Genomic DNA, 25778 nt, shown 5'->3' with positions numbered 1-25778 from the left:
TCGGGGTCGGGTCGGGGTGTAAAGAATCGCTCAGCTCGCGGCGAGTGTGTCGATCGTCGTGGGCTCGACGCCGATGGCCGGGTCGAGCGAGTGGGCGGCGCGGAGCGCCGCGGCCAGGGCGGCGGTGGCGAGCGTGACGAGCTCCTCGCGGGTGAGCTCCTGGTGCTCGAGGTGGTCGAGTGCGATCTCGTCGAGGTAGCCGACCCAGCCGCGGATCGCCGCACGCAGGCTGGGACGTAGCGGCTCGACCACGCCGAGCAGGTTGAGCAGGCGCACGACGGCCAGCCAGCGCAGCTGCTCGGTGATGGCGCGTACCTGCGGGTCGGGACCGGCGCCGTCGTGCATCAGCGTGATGAAACCGCGCGGATGGTCTTCGACGAAGCCGAGCTTGTGGTCCAGGATCTCCCGGAGCTGGGCGGCCGGGGTGTCGCCGGTGGGGGAGATGTCGTGCATCGCGCGCATGCGGGTGGCGACCCGGTTCACGCAGGCCAGGTACAGGCCGCGCTTGTTGGTGAAGTAGTGCGCGATCAGCCCGTAGGAAACGCCGGCCCGGGCCGCGATCTCCGCGGTGGTCACGGTGTTGAACGCGCGCTCCTTGAACAGTTCCTCCGCCGCGTCGATCAGCAGCGCCCGGCGGTCGGTCCGGCCGAGCGGAAGGACGTCGAGGTTGGTGCTCATACCCACGTTCATCGACGCCCTCCCGCTCGCTGACGACTACTTGCCCGTAACGGTCTTGAACAGGTCGGTAATGCCGCTGACCACACCCGAGACCGGGTTGAGGGCGTTCGCAACCGCGGTGACCGCGCTAGAGCCAGAGCTGATGCCCTGGACCACGCTCTTGGTCATCTGGAGGATCCAGTCCGCGATGTCGGTGCCACCGCCCTTCTTCTCAGAGCCACCCGCGGACTCACCGCTCCCGGAGGACGACGCGGTCGCCGCCTGTGTCGCGGGGCACCAGAACCCCACGTCGCCGGTCGGCATGCATCCGCCGGCGCTCTCGCCGCCTTGCGTGGGAGCCAGCGATGCGGAGTGGGCGACGGGGTGGACGGCTGTCTGGGCGTTGGCCACGCCGGCGGGTGCCAGCAGTGCGGCGGTGAGCGCGGTGCCGGCGATCAGGCTGGACGTGAAGCCGGCCCGGACGGGCCGCCTGGCCTTGGACATCAAGATCATGATGAAGCTCCATGTTCGAGGAAAGCTGAATGGGTCAGGGCCTCGAGGCCCCCTCAGGGAAAGACAGGTCCACGCCGGGACTCCGGGGCTTCCTGCGCCCAGACCCAGCCACCTCAAACAGCCGCGGTGGAAGTCACGCAGCCGCTCTGCCAGCCGTCAGTGCGGACGCGGCCGCATTTGACATACGCTGTGGCGCGTTCAGAATACCGTGATCCATGGTGAGCGCAAGCTGTGCGCGGCGAATCCCCTGGCGCCCTTGAGATTTGTCCGGACACGGCCAATCTGCGCGCATTTCTTTAGATTTGGCCGGACGCGGATTCGCGCAGGCACGGGGCGCCGGATTGAATTCTCAAGATTGGTTGCGCCGGGTGTGCGTCCGGGTAGTGTGTGAGCCGATCGGGACTGCCTGAGTGCTCGTCGCTCGGGTTGAGGAACCTCTGCGTGAGTTGTACCGCGGTTGGCTTCCGGCCGATCCACTCTGGGCGCCCAGGGGCCCCGGAGTGCAAACTTTGTTTGATCTTCTGGTCCGCCGGTCTGTGTCCGGACCCCCGTTGAAATCCGTGGAGTTTCCCGTGATGGCATCCGTGGCCTCGCTCGGTGGCCGGCGCAGCCGCGCCGTGCCGCCGGTCGCGATGCGCGGGCTGCCTTGGCGGCGGGTCTTCGGGCGGGCGTTCCTGCGGACCGCGCTGCTCTGCGCGTGGGCGCTGCTGTGGGTGGTTGGGGCATGGTTCGCCCTGACTTCCGGTGCGGCGTCCGCGGAGACGGCGCGGCCCGAGCGGCCGGTGGCACTGGTCGCATCGGTCGGCCCGATCCGGGCGGACGCGACCGCATCGGTCGACCCGAACTGTGTCGACCCGTGCCCCGGGCCCAGCACGAACCCGGTCGCCATGGTGGCCGGCACCGGCGACACCCCGGAGGCGAAGGCAGAGCCGGTCGCGGCCTCGGGTGGTCAGCTGGGCGTGACCTGCGCGGTGGGGGACCCGGCGTGTGATCCTTCGGCGAAGGCGCAGCCCGCGCCGGCGGCCTCCAACGGTGGTACGCAGCCGCGGCCGGTGGAGCAGAAGCCCACCTGTGGCGGTGACATGGGTGTGAAGTGTCCGGAGGTGCCGGTGCAGCAGGCGGCCCCCGGTGGCGGTGCGGCCCCGGTTCAACCGGCGAGCGCCAACTCAGGGACGACCGCCGACGACGCCAACGGCCAACCCGGGGTCACCTGCTTCGAGGAGTGCGGTGTCCCTCGGGCTCCGGCGGCCGCCGCGGTGACCACGGGCGGGACCAACTCCGGCAGCGGGACCACTCCGGGGACGCAACCAGCCGCCGACGATTCTGGGGCGCCGAAGCCGCAGTGCCCACCCCAGTGCGGGAACGCACCGGCGGCTATGGCGGCACCCTCCGGTGGCGGCGCGGCCCCGGTTCAACCGGTGAGCGCGAACTCAGGGACGACCGCCGACGACGCCAACGGCCAACCCGGGGTCACCTGCTTCGAGGAGTGCGGTGTCCCTCGGGCTCCGGCGGCCGCCGCGGTGACCACCTCGGCCACCCCGACAGACTCGTCCGGGAAGCCGTGCGCGACGCAGTGCCCGGATGGACGCGCTCCGCAACCTGCCCCGGGCAGCACCACCGGGCCGGCCATCGTGCTGGCCGACTACTCCACCGAGTGCCTCCCTCCGGCCTGCCCCGGGAAGCCGGCTCCGCAGACGGCCACAGGCCAGTCGGGCGACCAGCCCACCCCTGAAGAGCTGGAGAAGTACCGCAAGCTGTACCCGATGTTCGCCGGCTTGCTGTCCTCAAGCCCGGCCGGCACCGGGAACGGAACCACCCCGGCGGGCTGCACCACCGACTGCCCCGGGCCGGGCCAGCAGCCGCCCGCCGCGCCGCCCGCCCCGGTAACCGCGAGCAATGGCACCAGCCCCGGCGGCACGACCGGTGGCCAGAACCCATGCACGACCGATGCGAAGACCTGCACCAACCCACTGCTGTGGATGCTCGAGAAGATGAACCACGGCGGCACCGCGCAGGATCCCCACAACAACCAGCCGCCGGCGCGTGGCCCACCGCCGCCGCCGGCCGTCCAACCCTCCGGCCCGCTGCCCAACCTCTACTCGGCCCCGATCGAGCAGGGTGGCTCACAGGGCGGGTACGTCGACCCCAACGATCCCGACCAGAAGTTCATCCCCCAGACCAAGGAACAGCCCCAGCCGGCCGGCACAGTGCCGGCGGTACAGTCCAAGATCCCCGGTCAGCCGGCACTGCCGGTGCAGCTGTGCCAGCCGGGCAAGCCGTGCCAGTCCGGCGGCGACGGCCCCTACATCGCAAGCTACGACCCGACCCGGCCGGACAACCCGTTTGTGGTGACCGCACCGGCCGCCACGGGTGACCCCCGTCGTAATGAGGTCGCCAGCAGCGGCGGAGCCGGCATCGTCACCACCTCCGGCGACACGAACCCGAGGTACTGGGTCGACGGCACCGGCCAGATCACCGATGGTCTTTCCGGCAGCGCGCTGACCGAACGCGACGACAAGTCGGCAAAGACCCCCGTGGTCAACGAAGGCTGGTTCACCACCGAGGACGGCGCGCCGTTCCGATTCAGCTGTCACAAGGGCTGCGTCGGCGACATCAGCAACGTGGACCTGGGCAACGGCAAGTTCACCGACCACATCGACTTCGCCGGCACCAGCAACGACATGTTCGGCCCCGACGGGGCCGGCAACCCGGCCGACTACAGCCACTTCGGTCAGGGCGTGGCCACGGTGGCCGGCGCGGACGGCAAGCCGGACGTGATCACCTCCACCGGCGACGGCCTGCACCCGGACAAGAACTGGACCCAGATCAACACCCGGAGTGCGGACGGCACACCGGGCGTCTACGACGTCAAGGGCGGCCAGACCTTCGAGATCCTTACCGCCGAGGGCTACCGGATCACCGAGAAGGACACGAACCACCGGGTGGTGCTCGCCGGTGGCGACCCGGCCGCGATCGCGGCGATCCAGTCCAAGGCGGAGCTGGACGGCATCTACATCCCGACCGTCTCGGAGGTCGGCCTGGACAACCACGGCCGGATCGTCACTCCGGACGGCTCCGGTAAGGGTGGCACCGTCGATTGCGTGGGCATCTGCGCCTACACCCGGCCGGCCGGCCAGGTGCAGACCGATCCGTGCAAGATCCGGTGCGACTACCACTTCGATCTTGGTGACGGCACCGGGCCGAACCCGCTGGGCACCGGCCGAGTCAAGATCACCGGGGCAGACCGCGACTCGGTGACGCTCACGGATCCGTACGGCAACCGGACCACCGTCTTCGGCATCGGCACCGCGGTGCAGCGCAACGGCGAGGGCGGCGGCCAGTTCTGCAGCAGCGACGCGAAGTGCACCAGCACGAACGTCCTCGGCCAGAGCCGGGAATGCACCGGAACCGGCTGCGGTGAGCTGCTGCTCAACCCGTACCCCGACGGTCGCAACGCCGGCTCGGCGTGCAACCCGGGCAAGGGCGGGACGTGCTCCGGCACGGTGTCGCCGCAGGTGCCGGACTTGGGTTGGCGGGGCAACAACGCGGACGGTTCGCTGAACCTCTATACCGACCAGAACGCCCGCCGCGCCCCCACCGACCTGCCGATCGACCAGATCCTCAAGGCGAACGACGACCGGTTCCCGCACGACGGCAAGGTGCCGTTCCTCACCCCCAACCAGTACAACGCGCTGGACCCGAAGGACCGGCAGACCTACCTGGACTCGATCCGGGGCACGCTCAGCGACACCGACAAGGGCGTCGCGGCGATCCAGATGGCCAGCTACGCGTCCACCGCATACTGGACAACCAACACGGTGAGCGGCCAGCGCGCGGAGATCGACGCGGCGATCGAGGCGGTCAAGAACGGCACCGCCACCTGGCAGCAGCGCACCCTGCTGGACAACACCGCCGACCTGGTCACCGAATTCAACAACGCGCGCCGCGCGCTGACCGGCGCCGACTCGATGGTCGGGCCGGCGCTGATCGACGGGCATCGGCCGGTCGCCGTGGACCCGCAGCAGCTGACCCTGGACCCCCGGTTCGCCGAGGAGATCAACAAGATCCCCGGCCTCACCCCGAACAGCGACTACGACCGGCGGATGCAGGAGCTCGGTGCGATGGTCGGCCTGCCGAACGGGGTCAGCCCGGACGGCAAGCCGCTGGGGCCGGACGGCAAGCCGAAGCCCAACCCGACCCCGCAGGAGCTGGCCTCGGCGGGCGCCATGCAGGTGCTGGCGTCGAGCCTGGTCCCGAGGTGGAACGACCACGACCAGGCCCTGGCTGCGAACCAGCGACGGATCAAGGAGATCAACGACGGGGCGCCGGCTTCGGACCAGGAGCGCACCCAGCTGAACGACCAGCTGGCCGGGCTGCGCGACGAGCAGAAGCTGCTGAACGGACTGCAGGCCAAGTACGGCGGCGGAGCCGGGCCGAACCCCAACGACGAGACGCTGCGCGGGTACAACCAGGCCGTCGCGGACGTGGCCAACGACCCGAACTGGGCCGACAAGCTGGCTTACCTGCGCGGGCTCGAGTCCCGCGCCGCCGAAGCGGCCGTCGCCGCGAAGGACCGGGGCGAGACCGATCTCGCCGGCACGCTGGAACAGGTCAGCAACATCGGGCGGCTCGGCTACGAGACGGTGGCCCGGGACCCAGCCTCCCGCGCGGCGGGCAACCGCTACGGCGACCTGCGGCTGCCGTCGATGGACAACGGCAACACCGACCTCTACTTCGCCATGCGCTCGGGGCACAACTACCAGGCGTGGCAGAACTACCACGGCGACTACGACGAGTACTTCCGCTCGATGGGTGCCCCGGAGCACGACGGCCAGCCGGGGGAGCCGTTCCGGGGTAAAACGGTGGCCAACCGGCTGGCCGAGTTCGCCGCCGAGGGCAACCCGCAGGCGGTGACGAACCGGCTGTTCGGCACCACCGAGCTGAGCGGGGACGAGCTGGCCGGCATCCCGGAGAAGGCGCTCTCTCGAGCGCGGGACGTCGCCGGCAAGGACGGCAAGATCTACCAACGCAACGTGTTGGTGAAGGACTACCGGACCGGCGAGTTCGCCTGGCAGACGCTGTGGGTGGCGGAGAAACCGAACAACGGTGGCGCACAGCTGATCGATCCGGCCGGCAACCACTACAACGACCTGCGCAACTTCCTGGAGAACAACGAGATGTTCTCCCCGGACGACAAGCTGTTCGCGCCCGAGCACCCCACCGGTGTCGGTGGCGATGTGCACGTGATCGGGGTCGACGGGCACGAGACACCGGGGTGGAAGACCGGTCTCGGCTGGACCTCGTTCGGGGTGACCGCCGTCGGCACTGTGCTGTCGTTCACCCCGATCGCGCCGGTCGGCTGGGGGATCACGGCGGCCGGTATCGGCCTCGGGGCGGGGGTGTCCGGCGCCAGCCTGGCCAACCGGGCCAGCGTGGGGCAGACCGTCAATCCGTTCAAGAGCGGCGCGGCCGCGATGGACTGGATCAACATCGGTGCATCGGCGCTCGCCGTCGGCGGCATCGGGACCCGCGTAGTGCCGGTAGCCGCCAGAGCACTGGTGGGCACTCCGCTGCGGGTGGCCCCGTGGGTGGCAACCACCGGCCGGGTCGCCGACTACACCTCCGGCGCGACGTTCGCCGGGATGTTCGGTGAGCAGGTGTACAGCGGCGCGAGGCGGTGGGGCGAGGCCGGGCCGAACGAGCGTGGGGAGATCGCTCAGGGCCTGGCGCAGGGAGCCGTGTTGATGGCGGCGGGCGGCGTGCGCCCGGTGCGCGACTTTGCCCGGTCGCGCATCGCCGGCGGCCCGACGCTGCGGCCGGAAGTGGACTCGAGCATGCCCCGGCCGCTGCTGGACCGCATTCAGGACACGGTCAACCCGTACCACGCGGTCGATGTGGCCGCCGTTGCCGCGCACCTGTCCCAGGACGGCCGGCCCGTCAGCCCTGGGGCGGTGCGGGCCGCCATCGACACCGCGCCGGCCGGCACCCGGTTGCGGGTCGTTCAGGACCCGGAGACCGGGCAGCACTGGATCGCGCCGCAGCGCCAGCTGCCCGCCTGGCTCCGGCAGCCCGGTCAGACCCAGTGGAGCGATCCGGCCGAGTCCCGCCGGCGCGGCACCGGTCATACCGAGGCGACCGGGCGCGAGGCCGGTTCGGTCGATGCTGAGACGCAGACCGCCGAGTCGGTCGCGCTGGGCGGCGACGGCTCCGGTCCGGCCAACCGGGTCCCGCGGGGCGCCGAGCCGGTCAACCGGCCCGGGCAAGGCGTCGATCCGGTCGGACGGGCCGGGCAGGGCGCCGAGGCGGTCGAGGGCGCTGGGCAAGGCGCGCGTCCGGTTGGGCGGACCGAGCAGGGCACCGAATCGGCCGAGGCGACCGGTCGGACCGGGGTTGCCGAAGCCGGCCCGGGCGGTGGCGGCACCAAGCCGACGGGCCCGTTCCAGGTCGTCTCCGTGCACACCGGTGACGGGGGGACCATCGTCGCCACCGTTGCCCTTCGGCCGGGCGGCGGGCCGAACGCCGGGGCGGTCGGCGGTGCCGAACCTGCGGGGTCGAGGGGCGCTGACGGGCCGCGGCAAGGCGAACCGGCCGACGGCCAAGAAGGCGTCGGCGCGGAGCGCCCGAACAGCGCGCCGCCGGCACCGCGGGTACCCACCGCGCAGCCGCCGGCAGAGCAGCAGCCGGCGGGACAGCAGGCCGGGTATCAGCAAGCCGGCTACCAACAGGCCGGGTATCAGCAGGCCGGATATCAGCAGGGCCAGGGCGGTGCCGGCCAGCCGAACGCCGGCCACCACCAGCCCGGCGCGCCCCGGCCGCCGGCGGCACCCGCTCCGGCATCGGCCGGTGGCGCCGTGCCCGCCGAGGTGCCGACCAGCACGACCCCGGCCGACGCGGCCTCGGGCGGAAACCCGGCCGTGCCTGCGGTGTTCCGGTCCGTACCCGGCTCGTCCGGCTCGGGCGCGGGTGACGGCTCGGGCGGAAGCGCCGGCGGCGGCCGGAGCGGCGGCCACTCACCGAGCGGGCCGAACCCCGATCCCGCACCCCCGACCGGCCCGACCGCGCCGAGGGCCGGCGGTGGTGGCGGCACGGGCGCCGACGGAGCGCCTCTGGCCGATCAGGCGCCCGGCGCGTCACGGCCTGCCCAGGCGGGCGGCCTGGCTGGCGAGGCCGATACGACCGCCGCGGTACCTCAGGAACCGCTGGACAACTCGCCGAGCAACGGCCCTCCGGGCACCCCCGACCGGACCAACCCGAACGAGCACGGCCAGCCCGTGGCGGACAACACCGAGCCACCGCTGGGCCGCGACAAGAACTGTGCGTGTGAGGCGTCCGCCCGAGCCGACGCCAAGCACCCCGAAGACGTCGACCCCGATCAGGTACGGCCGGCGACCCCGGCGGACCAGGACACCGACGCCGTACAGCGACGTTTCGAGCAGACCTACAACGGCCGGACCGAGCTGACCGACGACACGCAGCTCAACCAGGACATGGCCGCCGCGCCGGAAGGCACCCGCGTCTTCGTCTGGACCGGCGAGGGCGGCGTGGCCCACGTCATCTACGGCGTGAAGACCGCCGACGGGATGCGGTACTACGACGGTCACCAGGTGCTGACCGAGGCACCGGCGAACACCCGGGCGGCCATGGTGCACGGCTCCGGCACCGGCCGTGGGCCGCGCCTGGCCGAGGAGATCGGCGAGCACGTCGGTGCCCAGGAGTATCGCGCACCGTCCGCGCCGCGCAGGGAGAGCAGCCGGGAGCGGTCCGAGCCCGTCGAGGCCGGGACGCTCACCGCCGAGCGGGTCCGCCGAGCGATGGGCACGGGCCGCAAGGTCCAGGCCGTCGACACGGTGCTGGAGAACCTGCCCGGAACCACCAAGGTCGAGCTGCTCGAGCTGCTGAAGACCGACGACTTCGAGTACTTCCGCTACCACACCGACATGATCGGCGGCGAGCTCCGCTACTACGAGTCGTCCACGGACCGGCTGGGGTTGCGGATCGGCGAGATGCGCACCAAGTCCAACGAGCTGTGGTCTCGGGGGCTCTCAGCCCGGGCCAAGGCCCGTGACCTGCGAACTCAGCCGGAAGGGCTCGCCGACCAGGCCGAGCCGCGCGCCTCCCGAGAAGACGAGCTGAACGCGCGGATGGCCGAGGCGGACCGGCTCGAGGCCAAGGCGGACGAGCTCAAGGCCGAGGCGGACACGCTGGAGCAGAAGCTGGCCAAGGCCGAGCGGCTGCGGCGGCAGTTGTTCGACCGGGAGAGCCGCAACCCGCACCACCCGGCCAGCGTCGAAGGCCTGGGCTACGGCTCGCACCAGTTGCACGACCCCGAGATGCCCACCCGGTTCGACGAGCACGGCGTCCCGCAAGACGGCTCCCCGTTCTGGCACTCGGACGCCGAGCTGGCCGCCCAGTACAACCATCACTCGATGCCCGCGGCGGCCGACGAGGTACCGGCCACCAAGTGGCAGACCGTGAAGCGCCAGGCCAAGATCTGGTTCGCGAAGGTCTTCGTGGTCACCGTCACGGTGCTGAAGCTGCAGGCGCCGGACCCGGGAATGTTGCCCGCCATGGAGACCGGCATGGCGCACCACGCGCCGGTGGCCAGCGCGGGCGAACACCCGCTTGCCAAGACTGCCCCGGAGCGGCCGGCCGGTGAGCACGGCGGGCGGCCCGGCCAACCGAGGCAATGGGACACCAACACCTACTCCAACGAGACGCTGTATCCGTGGCGGGGCCGGATACGCAATATCCCCACCGAGGACGTCGACGTGACGTTGGAGGACATCCACGGGGACGTATTCCCGCGCGGTACGTGGAACGACCGGATCAGGCCTCCCGGCATGGACCGGGAAACCTGGGCGAACGCCAGCCGCGCGGAGCGAGCCGAGGCCTGGCACCGGTTCGCCGAGATGTCCCAGGGCAGGGCCGAAGGGATCAACACGTGGCTCGGCAAGCTGCAGGCCCTGTACAGCCAGCACGCCGACCGGCTGGCCCAGCTCCGCGAGGCCAACGCCTCCGCCGACACGATTGCCCAGGCCGAGGCCGACCTGGCCATGGTGCGCAGGGAGCTGGAGATCTGGCAGGGCTTCTACCAGGAGATGGCGGACGGGCTGAGCCAGGACGCCGACACCGCGCGGGACTACGAGCAGTTCCAGCGGGGGCGGGCCGAGCGCGGCCGCAAGGGCCGCGACCAGCTCGACCGGATGGACGCCGAACGCCCGGCGGATGACGCCACGGCGCGGGCCGCCGCCGTACAGATCGCCGGCGCCCAATGGGCCGACTGGGCGATGGCTCGGCTGCGCGCGCTCGGCCTGCCCACGGAACAACTGGAGCAGTTGCCACCCGAGCAGCTGTTGGCGGAGTTCACCAAGAAGCTGGGCGAGAAGTCGGCGGAGCAGGCCGAGGCGGAGCACCGGCTCCTGGTGGACCAGTTGAGGCTGCTCCACACCAGGCTCGGCCTCGCCACGGCCATCACCGGCGGCTGGGCACCGACGTGGGTCGTCGAGCTGATCGCCCAGGCGGCGGCGGATGCGGCCGCTGCCCGCACGGAGGCGACCGAGCTGCGCATGCTCCGCGAGCTGATGCGCACCGCGCCGGACCTGACCGGCGAACCCGAGACCACCACCTCTGCCACCACCACGAAATCCGAGCCGGGTGCACCGGTCGGCAGGCTGACCGGTCGGCAAGCGGTCGCGGCGATGGTCGCGGCGGCCGCGCTGGGCGTCGGTGGCGGCGTCGGGCTGTCGGTGTTCGGCACGGCCACGGACCTGTCCACCTACGGGCTCGGCGCGAGCAGCTCCTCGGTGGCCGGTGCGGCGGTGTTGGTCCTGATGGTGCTGCACGACCGAGGCCCGCCGCTGGCCCGCGCGCTGATCGACCGGGTGCGCGGCGACCGGGCAGGCGGCGCCGAAACCCCGGCCGGCGCCCACGAGCCGGGCACCGAGCGGACCGAAACCAAGCCGACCGACCCGGCCTGGAACGGCGACGGGCCGACCTGGGTTCGGATCGACGGCGTGCCGGTCAAGGTCGAGCTGCTCGACCAGGCGACGGACAAGGCCTCCCGCGAGGCGCCCTGGTCTCCGTCCGTACCGAGCCAGCCCGCCCTGCCGTCGGGTGACCGGACCTACGCACTGCCCGCCAACCCCGAGTGGGCCAGCCGCCACGCCTTGGCCCGGGGGTTGCCGGCGGGGTGGATGCCGGTCATCGAGGCGATGCTGGCGGTCGCCGAGTCGCCGCGCGAGGTATCGCCGGACGAGTACGGCTGGTCCAGCGAGCGCGGCCCGCCGCTGGTCAGGCTGGTCGATTCGACCAACCTGGCCCGGCGCATCGACGAGGTGCTGGGCGCCGGCATCGGCACCCAGGTGATCGCGAACCTGTACGCGTACCGGCCGGCCGAGGACGGACCGGTCTACGTGCTGGACACGTGGTGGGACGGGTCGGACGTCACCCGGCGTGCGCTGGTGATCAACCACGAGCTGCACGGGGACGGCGAGCAGCACGACCGGCACGCCCGTGCCACGCTCGAGCTGCTGGACGCCCTGACGCTGCTCGCCGAGCTTCACGGCCTGCCGGCCGAGCAGTGGTGGATGGGCAAGGAGCTGCTGGCCAGGGCCGCCGCCGCGCTCGGGCGTGCGGAGCTGTGGCTGGAGGGCTTGTCAGACCCGGTCCTGGAGGCCGCACTGACCGACGGGTCGGACGCGCTGGCAGAGCTGCGCGAGGACGACCAGGACCGGCGGGCGGGCGCGGACGGGGAGCGGCTGCCGCTGGCCGACCAGATCGTGGACTGGCTGGTCCGGTTCCGCAACGACGTGGAGTTGCCCAGCGAGTTGGACGTGCTCGGCGGCACCCCGGAGGAGCTGTGGGCCGCGGTGGACTCCTCGCCGATGCTGTTCCGCGGCGAGGCTTCCGGGGAGCAGGTGGTGCGGTTGGCGCCGCCGGGCGTGCTGGAGGCCGGCATGTCCACCGGCCTGGTGGACGGCCAGCTGGTCCTGGAGACCCCGCTGGCCGGCGGCGGCACATTGGTGTTCGACGGCCGCCAGGCGGCGCGCAGCTCCTGGGTCTCCCAGTCCCACCTCGGGGCCGCCGTCTCCGCGTTCATCCGGCACAACCGGATCGCGCTGCCCTCGTCGCTGGACAAGGCGGACCGGGCGCGGTGGCTGCTGGACCTGATCGCGCGCGCGGCCGCCGCGCCGAACCCGGTCATCCAGCGCGACGGCGCGCTGGAGATCCGCCGGGTCGACCTGGGCGAGCCGGTGCTCCTCGACTCCACCACCGGGGTGACCAGCCAGGTCAGCCTGATCACCTACGAGATCGAACCCGGCCGGCGGCTGTTGCTGGGCCTGCGAGGGGCCACCCCGGGCGCGCCGCTCGAGCTCACCGGCACCGGTACCCCGCTGACCGACGCCGGCGCCTCGGTGGTGGACTTCTACGACCGGGACGGCAACCGGATCGGCAGCGGTGTGGTGATCCGGGCCGCCGGTGTGGACACGCCGGCGTACGTACTGACCGCCTGGCACGTCGCGTCCGACCCCAGGGTGCACAGCATCAACCACCAGCCCATCGCCAACTGGGTGACGCTGCGCGACCGCGACTACGGCGAGCTGACCGACCTCGCCGGCGAGGGCAACGCGGCGCTCAACGACATCCGCACCCCCGAAGCAGGCACACCGAACATCGACTTGGCGCTGGCGGCGGCCTACAACATCACCGAGCCCGCCGTCGGGCTGCCCGCGGTCGAGGCCGAGGACTGGGTCGCCTTCATCGGCAACCCGCAGGGCCACCGGCTCACCATCCCCGGCCCGATCGGCGAGCGGCTGCCCGGGCACCTGGACGTGGAGGCGCTGGGCGGCGGCGGGCTGTCCGGCGGCCCGGCCGTCACCATGGCGGGCCGGCCGGTCGGCATCACCAGCGCCGGTCTCGACACGCTCTACGCCGTCGCCGGGTCGCTGATCAACGCGTTCCTCGAACTCGCTATCCCGGTGCTCGACGCACGGGTGGCCGCGCTGGCCGCCGGGCAAACCGTGATCAAGGGCGCCGCGCGGATCGGTCCGGCAGGCCTGGACCCGGTCGGCGGTGGGGAGCGGGTCGTGCTCACCGGGGGCCAGGCGCTCCGCGTCGGGCGGGGCGCACCCGAGCACACCAACGGCAACGACATCCTGGTCAGCCACGGGCAGGCCTCACGCCGGCACGCCGAGATCGAGCCCGACGGCAAGGGCGGCTGGGTACTGCGCGACATCGGCTCCAGCAACGGCACGTTCGTCAACGGGCAACGCACCACCGAGCACACCCTGGCCGACGGTGACCGGATCAGCCTCGGCGGCCGGCAGGCCTACGCCTTCACCTTCGCCGCCGGCGGCACCGACGAGACACCTTCCGGTGACCGGTCGCCGCTGCGCGGCCGCGACGTCCCGGCCGCGAACGATCCGAACGCTGGGCACGCCGGTCCGCTCGGCCGGCCGGAGCTGGACCCGTGGGTGGGCGATGTCGAGTCGTTCCTACGGGCGCTCGAGCCGGCCGATTCGGTCAACCCGAGGGACTACGGCTGGTCGTCCGGTCGCGACCCGCCGGCGTCCGTGCGGTTGTTCGCCGAGGCCGACCTCGCCCGGTACCTGGACGACCGGCGGGGACCCGGTGTGGGCGCGCGGGTCGTTGAGCTGGTCTTCGGCTACACGCTTGATGGCGACGGTGCCAACGTCTACTTCCGCGACACCTGGTGGGAGAGCGCCAGTGGCGTGCAGCGCATGCTCGCCGTCCTGCACGAGTTCGGCGCGCACGTCACCGGCACGATCCCCGAGATCGACCATGCCCTGCATGCGAAGGCCACCATCGCCCTGATCGACGCGCTCGTGCCCGCCACGGCCCGCGACGAGGCACAGCGCAAGCTGGACACGCGCGCGAGCTCGACGGTGTTCCGCACCAGGCTGGTCGCCCCGCCGGGGCTGACCGGGGTGCTTCCGGTGTTGGCTGAGGGGCCGGCTTACGGGGCGGTGCCGCACCTGGTGCAGACCGGGGTCACCTGGGGCTCGGTGGTGGCCGGTGGGCTGATGTTCGGGTGGTTGGGGTTGATCGCGCTCGGGGCGCGCCGGGGTGAGGGTGGCGTGCCGTTGCTGCCGCTGGGAGACCTGACCTTCGTGCGGGACCTGCCGGGCAGCAACGAGCTTCGCCCGATGCTGATGAGCGACTCTCGGGGCCGGTTGTGGCAGGTCGAGCGCCTGCCGGTGACCGACGTCGTGGACATCGGCGCGCTGGACAACCTGACCAACCTGTTGCCGGCGCAGTTCGGCCGGGTCTGGATGGCGAGGGTGTCCAGCACCGTCTTCTCCGGGCCGGGGCCGGACGCCGCGGCGGTCCTGGTCTCCGGCCAGATCGTCCGGGTCAGCGAGATCCCGGTGGTTGGTGTGCGCGGTCCGGCGGAGCCTGGCGATGACGCGAAGCTGTCGGTCTACCGGGCGCGGTTGTTCGCGTTCGGCGCGCTGGCCGGGGACTGGGGCGAGCGCCTCTACCTGCGCGGGGACCGGCTCTACCGGGATGGCTACTCCCGGGGCCTGCTGCCGTTCGCCGAGCTGCCCTACGACGCGTTCGCCGCGCTGGCCGGCGACGCCCCCGAGATGTACCGGCTGACCGGGGCCGATGCGCTCGACCAGTTCGCCGCGCTGCGCCGGCTTGCCGGGCTGCTGCCGATGACGCTGGCCAACCCTCGGCAGCGGGAGGTTGCCGGGCAGCGCCTGGCAGAGGCGGCGGACGCGGTGTGGCGAGGCCAGATCCCGCGCGAGCTGGCCGTGCTGCTGGACACCCCGTACGACTACCGCACGCTCAACTTCGGCTCGTTCGCCATGCCGACCCGCGCCGACCCCCGGACGGTGGCGATCGGCACTCGGCGGGTGGTGAACACCCACGAGCTGGGCCACTACCTCCAGGAGGGTCGCCGGGTCTGGTTGCACGACTACTCCGCCGGCTGGTTCACCGCGACCATCGGACCCGGCTGGCTGGGCCAGCAGCTGGCTCGATTGGCGGCGGCAGCCGATCACGGCAACGGTGGTGGGCTGGCCGACGAGGTGTACGGCGGTGTGGTGCGGGACGTAATGCTGCCCCGCATGTCCTTGCTCGACGCCGGTTCACGGCCGTTGGACGAGGCGGAGTTCCCCAACCTGGCCCGAGGCCCGCCGGAGACCGACTGGCTGCGCCGGATGGTGCGCATCACCGATGAGGCGCCGCTGGGCGGACGGCTGATCGGCTTCGGCTGGCGGCCCGCCGGGGTGGTGCACGGGCAGGGAGTGATCCTGGTCCCGGCGCACATCGCCGGGCGGGTAGACCGGCTGATCGCCCGCAACCCGGCGTTCGCCTCCTGGTGGGAAGACTTCCTTGGCCACGAGTGGCGGTTCCACATCGCCATGGACGAGCACACCAGCGGCCGGCACGCCCGGGACAACGACCGACTGGTGACCGCGTTGATCCGGGAGACCCGGGTACCGGGGAGGGCAGAATCCGACCACCCCGCCTCAGAGCAGACGGCCGAGTTGTGGCGGCAGTTGCGGAACCTGCGCGGGGCCCTCGGCTTCGGGTGGGCGGACCGGGCCAGGGTCACCGAGGAAGCACTCCACTCGCTCCGCGATCGGATTCCCTCGGCGCCTTCGGACGGCGACGGGTGGACGCCGGAATCGATCGCGGCTGCCGACGCGGAGCTGAAGGCGCTCGACGCGGAGCTTGCCTGGCTGTCGGATGCCGGCCGGCTGCTGGGCTTCGAGGGCGGGGTCCAGTCACTCGAGTTCTGGCGGACCGCGTTCCGCGTGGCCGACGAGCTGGCCCGGCGACCGGACGACCCGCTGCGGACCAGGCTGGTGGGGGCGATGGTCCGGCACATGGGCGACGAGATGGCCGAGCAGGTCGATTACCGGTCGCTGGTCGACCAGCTTCGGCAGCGGACTGCCGGGTACCGGCCCGGGACCACCCTGCGGGATCTGGAGGCCATGTGGCTGGTGGCCGTCGTTACCGACGACGCGGGCTGGGTTGCCGAGCTGCCCAAGCGGGTGCGTCGTTCGGGCGATCACCTCGGCCCGTTGCTGCGGTTGTGGGTCGAGCCGCTGTTCGCCCCGCTGCGCGCGCCGCTGGACGAGATGTACCGGCAGGCACCGCCGGCCGGCCAGGAGCGCCTGCACTTCCTCGGCGAGTGGGTGCGGCTGGCCACCCTGTTGGCCCAGGTGTACGCGGTCACCGACCGGCTCGAGGACCACCAGCCGGACCGGCAGCGCAAGGTACTCGAGCTGGAACTGGAACTGCGCACCTCGATCACCACCGGTGCGGTTTCCGGCACTCGCGAGACGGTGATCAGGACAATCTCGGACAACCTCGAGCTGCTGTACGAGGTGCGGCTGGATCGACCGGTGCTGCTCGACCCGAACACCGAGCCCGAGGTGTTCAACGGGCTGATCGGCTACTACCCGGTGGCCCGGCCGGAGCTGCGCGCGCTGCTGGGCGTCTGGCTACGGGAATGGGCACGCACCGGCGGCGACCGCCAAGCCGCCGCCGAGGCGTTCTGGACGGCCCGCGACCGGTGGCTGACCGAGCTCAACGGAACGGCCCCCGAGGTGGTGGCCCGTGACCTGGCGTCGGAGCCGAGGCCGGTCGCCGGCTACCTGATCGAGGTGCTGACCGACCCGATCGAGATCCTGCACATGCGCTACCCGTTCGCGGCGCGGTCCTGCTTGAACCTGCTGGTCGGCCCGTACCGCCAGGACGCCCAGACGTACCTGCTGGCCCCCGGCCTGGCCGTGGTGGTGGCCCGCCGGGAATCCGACCGTGTGCCGGTGAGCGCGACCGAGGTCTACTCCGACGGCTCCCGACTGCTGCGGCTGTCGATCCCGCATGGCCTCATCGACCCGGTGCTACCTCGAGCCCTGTACGACTACCTGGCGAGCTGGAACACCGAGCTCCGTCCGCTGCACCTGGACACCCCCACCGAGGGGCAGCGGATGTACGACCCGTCGGAGCAGTATCTGCCTCACCACTCCGGGCAGCTGCTCGAGCAGACCTACTCCCTGCACTCCGACGGAGCGGCCGAGGACCTGCGTTCCGACATATTCGGCCACCCGGCCCACCGGCCACAACCGATGGACACCGACGTCACTATGGCCGTCCATCGCCTGCCGGCCAGCGACGAGCCCGGCGGCCTCGAGCTGCCGACGGCCGCGCCCGAGGTGATCGCCGCCGCGCGGGCCGAAATCACCGGCCGAGGCGCGGAACTGGCCGCCGCGATGGACGAGGCGGCGCGGCTCGTCGTCGAGGCCGACAACATCTTGGAAGACTTCGACAACGAGGCGACCCTGCGCCTGCTCGATGCGGCCGAACAACGTCTCGGCGAAGTGGGCCGGCTGCTCGACATCCCCGGTGTCGCCGCCGGGGAACAAACCGATGCGGTGACCGCCCTGCACGACCGGTACACCGGCCTCCGCCGGCGGTTCGCCAGCCTCCGCTACGACATCATTCTTGATCAGAGAGGCAGCGCCAGGCAGGAGGCCGAAACGATCAAGCTGGCCATCCACTACATGGTCGCGCGGGGACAGACCGCGATCAAGTTGGTCGACCTGGCCGACGTCCTGGAGATCCAGAACGCGAGATACCTCCGGCACCTGATCATGACCGCCGATCCTCGGCTGCAACTCTGGCGGAGCCCGGTGGGTGTCGTGGTGCGCCTGCGGAGCGATACCCAGGCGCCGAACGACTCCTCCGGCGGCCCGGGGCGCACCGGCGGCCAAACGCTCAGCTCGGTGGTCCCGCTGGCAGGTGGGTCGGCGGGCATGCTTGGTCGGCTGGCCGACTGGACCGCCGCGCACCCGGTGCTGTCCACCCTGATCACCGCGGCAGCGCTGGCGACCGGTGTCCTGGCGTGGCACATCATGCGGCGGGGTCCGCCGCCCTCGGGGCAGCGCTGGGTGGGTGTCGCGCGGCGGGCGACAGCCCTGCTGGTCCGGCCGATCTTCATCGTGGCCGGGTTGGTGCTCGCGTTCGTCGTGGCGGGCAGCCCCGTCGGGCACGCGGGCACGCCGGCCGACCAGGCGACGGACGGCGGCACGACGCTCGGTACCTGGGTGAGCTGGGGCATCATCGGCGCGGTCGGGCTCGGCGCGGTCGGCGGCACGGTCGCGTTCGGCGTGGTCCAGGTGCGGAAGCGGTTGCGCGAAATGGCCAGGGCCCGCGCCGCGTGGATTCGGGTGACGCCTCGGAGGGTGTGGTTGGGCAGCGCTCCCGGCCACCAGGTGCGGGTGGACGGCCCCGGGGTGCGGCCCGCGCATGCCAGGTTCACGCTGCACGGCGACCACCTGCACCTCGAGGACTGGGCCGGCAACGGGACCTTCGTCAACGGCGTGCGCGTCGAGCTGCCGCTTCCGGTTCGCCTCGGTGATGTGATCATCGTGGGCGAAGCCCGCGTGACCGTCGACAACGCGCTGCTGGAGCAGGTTCGGTCGGAGCACCCGGGCGACCCCGAGCGGATCGACCCCGCCGAGGCCATCGCGGACCTGTACCGGCGGGGCGCGGACGCGCTGTGGGTCTACCGGTGGCTGTCCGACGCGGTGCGGCCGTGGCTGTACCAGGCGCTGCTGGTCGGTGAACCGTGGGCCAAGGACGACATGGTCTATGTGCTGGCCGCCATCAAGGATCTGCGCGAGCCGGCGCGGCTGATCGACCAACAGCAGCGGGCCAACCAGCGGCTCGATCCGGCGGTGCGCAGAGACGCGGCGCTGCTGAAGACGATGAGGGCCTTCCCCGACCGGATCGGATTGCTCGGGCCCGTGCCGGGGCCGACCGTTGACCTGCTGCTGCGGGCGAAGGTCGACGACCTGCTGTCCCGCGCCTACCGGTCGACCAGCCTCGGCCCGAGGGCCGCCGAGTACCGGTTCCTCTCGCTGTGGGGCGACTCGTCGAACCACGAGCCGGAGATCTGGCTGGGCGAGGGGCTGGTGGACGCCGGTAGCGCGATCTACTGGACGCTGCGCTCGGAGGGCATCTCGCCGAGATTCGGCGAGGTCGTCGAGCTGTCCGAGATGCACGGTATCGAGCACGAGCTGGCGCATGTCCATGACGAGGAGGTCGCCAAGGTCCTCGGGGAGGGCCTTGCGGAGCTGACGCTGCGTGAGCAGTACTCGGTGACCTACCGGCTGGAGGAGGGCGCCCGGGGGGTCGCGCTGAACCGGGAGCGGCTGGCTGAGGGCATGTCACTGGCGTCCACCTTGCGGCGGCTAACGGCGCGGTGGGGGATCCCGGCGATCCGGAGGCTCGAGCTGGAGGACGCCCTGATCCGGGAGGCTTCGGCGGGTGCACCGCCGGGCTACGACAGACCCTTCCGGCCCGGACAGGTGCGGCGGTCACTGGAGATCGGCAGGACCCTGGAGGACAAGCTGGGGGTGCCCGGCAAGGGCTGGTTCGAGCCGAGCCGGCCCGAATGGCCGCGCTGGGTGAGGCAGTTCGGGCTGGGGATGCTGGCCGGTGGGGTGCTGGGGTCGGCGATTTTCCACCTGATTGGGCTGCCCGGCCTGCTCGGCGGCTCCGCCGACACCGGCCTCCCGTGGTGGTTCGCCGCACTGCCGGGGATGATCGGGCTGGCCCCGGCTCCGCTCGCGTTCTTGCTGCCGGACGACTTCGGCCGCGGCGCGCAGCGGTTGCTCCGGGCCGCCCTCGGCATGTTGGCCGGGGCGCTGACCGTGCCCACCATCTGGATGATCCTCGGCGCGAACCAGACCGGGTACGACTCGCTGCCCGCCAGCCCGCCGTCGGGCCGCAGCACGGGGATACTGGCCGCCGGGCCGGGCCGGGCGCCGTTGGCGATCGCCCCGCACGGTTGGTTGGGCGACTGGGTGCACGCGCACCCGGTGCTGATCCGTGCGGCTGTCGTCGCTGCGGCGTTCGCATTCATCGTGGCGCTGCCCGGGCCACGGGCTTGGTTGGCGAAGCTGACCAGCCGGTGGCGCAACCGCACCGGAACCGATGCGGATCACGTGTCCGGCTCGCGCCGGCTCGAGCTTGACCTCACCACTGAGCGAATGCGGCGATTGTTCGCGGCTGCGCCGGTGTATCGAAAGACCGCGATTGTGCGGATCCGGCCGGCGGGCCCGGACGAGGTGGTGGCCACGGTGCTGGCCAATGGCCTGGTCGAGACCACCAACACCGCGGCCGAGGGCGACGGGGTGATCACGAACCCCGATGGGGAGCAGTACCTGATCAGCGCCGAAAAGCTGGCGGCCCGCTACATCGACCTCGGTGACGGTCGTTACCAGGCCAAGGGCATGGTCCGAGCCTTCCGCAATCCCACCGGCCGGGACATCACCATCACCGCGTCCTGGGGTGCCCAGCACGGCGGGCCCGATGTGATGATCGCCGTCGCTTATGACCCGGCGAACCCCAGCCAGATCGGTTCGGCCAGGCTCATTGGGCACGACGAGTTCGCCGCCACCTACCGGCCCGTCACCCGGCGGCCGGCGTGGGTCGGCGGCTGGTGGCGTTGGACTAGCCGGATCATGATCGTGCTGGGCCTGGCGGCCCTGCCCGTGCTGGCTCACTTCCTGCCGATGCCCCCGGGCGCGGCGGCGGCCGCGCTGATCCCGGTGCCGTGGCTGGTGAACCTGCGTCGGCTGCCGGTCGGCACCCGCGCCGGACCGATGGGTGCCACCGCCACCGCCGTGCCGCTCGGGCGGGACGACCGGCGCGGCTATCTGCTCGGCTTTGGCCTGCCGGCCGGTTCCGGGCCGGTGACGGTCGAGCTGGGCGGCACCCCCCGGACCGGGGTGGTGCGATCGGTCGACCCGGTGCAGGTCGCCGGCTGGGTGGGCCGGCTGGACTTCCGGATGTCCGACTCGCAGAGGGCCGATTTGGTCGAGCATCTCCGGGGGCTGGGAACCGGCGGACTTGCCGTCGTAGTCGTCGAGCTGGCGGCGGATGACTCGCTGGTCTGGCCGAGGCTGGCCGGTGAATCGAGCGTCGGCCGCGAGGTCCGCATCCTCGAGCCCGGGCCATTCGGCGCGACCAGGGCGAAGAGCGCGCCCGAGGCGTGGGCGGTCACCCCGGACGCGCGGCCGGGCGAGCTGCCCATCACCATCCACGAGCCCGCCTGGATCGCCCCGGGTACGTGGATCAGCCCTGGAGCGCCGGTGGTGACCGACGTCCGCGACGGACGGCTGCCCGAGCTGCTCGGCGTGGTACGCGGCACGACGCTGGACCCCCGTTCGATCACCCGAGGCACCGGCCCTGGCGAGACCGGCCTCACCGGGGCAGTGGCCTTCGGCCCCAGCATGCTGCGCGCGGTCCTGGCCACCGCGATGTTCGCCGAGGACCCGCGCAACGCGTCCGCCGCCCGGCTGCTCGAAGAAGCCGCGCGCTCGTCCTGGCCGGTGTCGGTGACGGACAGCCCCAGCCTGGCCAAGGCGGCCGAGGAATACCTGGGCCATGCCGACCTGGCGATCCACCTGGCGTACCAGCCGGGCATCGGCACCGAGCGGATCGCCGGCCGGCTCGACATGGCGCGGCGCGCGCTGCTGGCCGCCGCCTTCCACAGCCAACGCGAGCCGGGCGCGGGACGGCGCCTGCTGAGCCGGGCCGATCGGCTCGAGTTGGCCGCCGGCCTGCTGTGGGACAGCATCGCGGCGGACATCGCCGCCGCGGACAGCGTCGGGAAACTGACCGGCCTGGTGAACCCGCTGCGGGTGGCCACCGCGCTGCTTCCCGTGCGGATCGAGCACAAGGCCGCCCAGCTGGACCAGATGCGCCAGGCGTACGAAGTGCGCCGCGAGCTGACCCGCCGGGTGGATGAGCTGCTGGCCCTACCGCTGCCGATCGCCGAAGGCGAGGAGCTGATCGAACTTGCCGATGCGCTGCGCGAGCTGGGCGAGCGGGCGCTGACCAGCACCCGGCCGATCACCCAGCCCTCGGCCGAACCCGCGGCCGAACGGACGACGCCGGAGCCCACCCGGCAGTCTCTGCCTTCGGGCAACATGCTGATCACGATCGACCCGAGCACCTTGCCGCTGGGCCCGCGACCGGCCGCCGAGGAGACGGCCACCCCGCCGACCCCCGCCGACGACACGGCGTCCCAGGAGACCTCCGCCGAGGACAGCCGGCGAGCGGGCTGGTGGGGACGTCTCGGCCTGTGGCTGATGTCCCTGCTGGCCGCGCCGATCGCCGCACTGGCCGCCGACCACCGCGTGCGCGTCCCCCTCGGTGGCGGGGATGCGCTGGCCGGCGGCCGGTTCACCGAGCTGGCCTCGCCGCTGTCGCGGCTGTTGAACGGTCCGCTGGCCCCCGCCCGCGAATGGGCGGCCGTCCACCCCGTCTCGGTCATCGCGGTACTCGCCACCACCTCGGTGGTGATCATGCTGCGTGCTCAGCTGGCACACGCGGCCCGGATCGCGCTCGCCTCACCCGTGCGCAAGCTGCTCGGCGCGGTGCCCGCTTGGGTGGTGTACGGGCTGGGCGTGCTGGCCGGGATCGCCATCGCGGTACCGCTTGGGCCGCTGCATGTGGTGGAGAACGGCCTGGCGCCGGCACCCATGCTGGCGGCGTTCGGCGTGGCGACGGTGGCCGGCGCGGTATTCGCCGTCGAGGACTGGCTGCTCTTCCCGACGCACACCACAATGACCGGCCCGCGGGCCTGGTTCGCCGCACTGAGCGGCATGCTCTCCGGGATTCCCACGACGCTGCTGACCATCGCGGCAGCTGGCGGTGGGGAATCGACCTCCATGCGGATCCCGGTCGGCGGCCACGGGGCGCTCGCCGCCGGCGGGGTGACCGAGCTGGCATCGCCGCTGTCCGCGTTGAGCGGTTCGACGCTGGGCATGGTGTTGTACGCCGCCGCGCTGCTGGCTGTCGTCTGGTTCACCGGGCATTGGCTGGCCCGCGCCGGCATCGGGCCGAACGCCCCGCCGCTGGCCAGGTGGGCGCATGCGGGCGTGCGGTGGATGTACGAGAACGCGCGGGCCGGCGCGCGGTGGCTGGGGGCGGCGATGGTGATCGCGGCGGCCCCGCTGCTCGGGCTGTCCTCGGACGCCCCGACACCGGTTTCGCCGAGCGCGCCCTCGGTGACCCAACCGGCTCAGCCCGCGCCGGCTCAGCCCGCGCCGCCCGCGACCTGGGCCGGCCGGTGGATCTGGCTGGAGCCGGGAGTCACGGTCAACCAGGTGGACGAAGGCTCGGGCGCCACCTCCCCGGGGTTCCGGTACCTGAACCGGGACAAGCCGTTACCCGCTTCCGACGACGCGGCGCTGCCCAGCGGCTGGTGGAAACTGCCCAGGGGGACCGGAGCCACCTGGTGGACCCTGGCAGGCGACAACCTCTCCGTGATCGCCGACCGGTTCGGCCCGTCGGTCGCGGCGGCTCGGCCCGATGTGCCGGGCTGGCGGGCGCTCGCCGACGCGAACTCGGCGCGGCTGGCCAATCGGGACCCGAACAAGATCTACCGGGGCGAGCCGTGGACCATCCCCGGCGTCGCCGCCGAGTGGCCGGAAGCCGCGCCACCGCCGGCGACCGGACAGCCCAACCAGCCCCCGGCCGCCGAAGCGCCCGCCGCACCGAGCCGAAGCCCGCCCGGTTGGACCCTGCCGTTGCTGCTGAGCGCCTGGTCCGCGCTGGTCATCACCAGGGTGTGGCGCTCGCGGACCAACCGGCCGGATGAGGGAGCGGCCGACCGAGCGGTGTGGCGGGCGGTGTCCGAACGGTGGGCGGCCGAGCACACGGTCACCGAGCGGGGCTACTCCGCCGAAGAGCTGTTGGCGCGGGCCAACCAGCTCGGCATGGGCCAAGACGAGCTGACCGCCCGGCTGACGGCGCTGGAGCAAGCCGGTTTGCTGGCCGCCAAGTACCGCCGAGGGGTCGCCTACTACCGGCCCACCGGGCGACCGGAGCACACCGACCCGGCGTCCCCTCGGTCGTTGTGGTCGCCGATTCAGGCGCGGGCGCCGACTCTGGTGCTGGTTGTCGGTTTGCCGGCGCTGGCCGGTGTGGCGCTGTGGCTGGGTTCGTCCTGGCCGCTGACCATTGCCGCTGGGGCGGCGATGTTTGCTGGGCGAGGTGTGCTGTCGCGGCTGAACGTGCTGGGGCTGTCGCCGCGTTGGGCGAGGGCTGCGGTGGCGGCAATCGCCGGTTCGTGGTTGGTGAACCTGTACATCCACGGGCCCGCCGTGGCCGCGGTCGTGGACCAGGTCGGTTGGGGTGCGTTCGGGCATCTCGGGTTCTGGGCCAACGGGCTGCTCACGGTGACCGACGTGTTGCTGTTCGCGGTGGCGTTGGCGCCGGTGGTCGGGGCGAAGTACCTGCTGGGTGCGCGGGTGCCGGCGTTGAAGCGCTACGGGTTCAGCACGTTGTTCGCGGCGGTGTGGGTGTTGGCGGTGCAACTGGCGTTGCCGGCCGGGGTGGCCGGTGGTGCGGGGTTGCCGGTGGCGGTGGCGCCGCTGGTGGCCCTGGGTGTGGGTCTGGGTTACCTGGTGCGGGCGGAGTGGGCGGGTCGCATCGGCGCGTGGGGTGCGCGGATCGCGGCGAAGCAGGGTGGGGTTTCCCCGGTGTTCCCGCTGGCGGGTCTGGCGGGTCGGGTGGTGTTCGCCTCGTTGGGGTTCTACGGGTTCGAGCGGTTGTGGCTCGGGCACCTGGATTGGTTCGTGGGTACGGCGGGCGTGCTGGTGGCGTTCGTGATTGCGGCGAAGCCGTCGGTGTTTACCGGGATGCGGTTGCCAGCGGCGGGTCGGGATCGGTGGATCACCGGGGTTGGTGCCGGGTTGGGCGTCATCGCCGGTGTGGTGGGCGGGGTTGCCGGTCCGGGGCTGGTGGCTGGTGTGGCGGTCGCCGCGCAGGTGTGGGGCGCGACCGTTCTCACGTTGTGGTGGCTCAACCGGAACACCCCGCCGGGCCAGCCGGGCGGGCCGCCGGCAACCGGTATCCCGGCGCCGGCTGGGTTCGGCACGGTCGTGCTGTTCCTGGGTGGGGTCGCTGGGGTGTTGGCGATCACGGCGGGTCCGGTGTGGGGTCTGGTCTGGGGCTTGGCGTCCACGATGGGCATGTTCGTGCGCGCGGTGGTGTCCACGTTGCGGAATGCCCTACCGGGAGACCTCGGGCAGCGGATCCAGGACGCCCGTTGGCTGCACCTGGCGTTGCTCGCGGGGCACACCGCGACGATCGACGTGTCGTTGCACGCGAACATCCCGACCGCGTGGGGCACCGCGTGGGTGTTCATCGAGACGATCGGGTTCGCCGCCGCGCACTTCGGATTCGAGTACGCCGGCAAGCTCCCGAGGCTCGCGGCCGGTGATCAGGACGCGAACGACCCGGGCGTGAACAGTGTGGTGCGGCGGTGGGGTCGGTTCCTGGCGATCACGATCTTCGATGTCGCGCACTGGTCGTGGTTGGTGCGGCTGTCGGTGCCGGCCGACTGGGGTGGCTCGGGGTTCCTGGGTGACGCTCTCGCGGGCGACGCGCTCAAGGGCGCGATTCTGATCACGATCACCTCGATGGCGGTGTCCATCGGGTGGCAGTCCTACAACGCGTTCCGCAAGGAAGCGCTGAACAACCCGTCGCATGCCACGCCGGGGCCGCGGATGACGACCTGGTTCGACGACGGGGCGATGATCGTCGTGGGT

The 25778-nt window shown here is 72.2% G+C and carries 3 protein-coding genes (1 of these 3 cut by a window edge); 1 reads left to right on the top strand and 2 read right to left on the bottom strand.

Annotation, left to right across the window (positions count from 1 at the left end):
• Positions 1–30: 30 nt before the first annotated feature.
• Entirely contained in the window at positions 31–678 is a 648-nt protein-coding gene (locus tag ABEB12_RS39705; RefSeq protein ID WP_185063376.1) for a TetR family transcriptional regulator, read from the bottom strand.
• A gap of 36 nt (positions 679–714) precedes the next feature.
• Positions 715–1170 (bottom strand): hypothetical protein, encoded by a 456-nt coding sequence (locus ABEB12_RS39700; RefSeq protein ID WP_185063252.1) that lies wholly within the window; start codon positions 1168–1170, stop codon positions 715–717.
• Between the two features lie 572 nt (positions 1171–1742).
• Here ABEB12_RS39700 and ABEB12_RS39695 point away from each other — a divergent pair.
• Positions 1743–25778 carry the beginning of an MFS transporter gene (locus ABEB12_RS39695; RefSeq protein WP_425572317.1) on the top strand. Its footprint extends 39768 nt past the window's final position, so the window shows 24036 of its 63804 coding nt (coding positions 1–24036); the start codon lies at positions 1743–1745; the stop codon falls past the right edge of the window.

This window comes from Actinospineispora eucalypti, from assembly GCF_039543365.1.
Lineage (GTDB): Bacteria > Actinomycetota > Actinomycetes > Mycobacteriales > Pseudonocardiaceae > Pseudonocardia > Pseudonocardia eucalypti.
The sequence above is the reverse complement of the archived record's forward strand: the minus strand, read 5'-3'. Positions and strand labels throughout refer to the sequence as shown.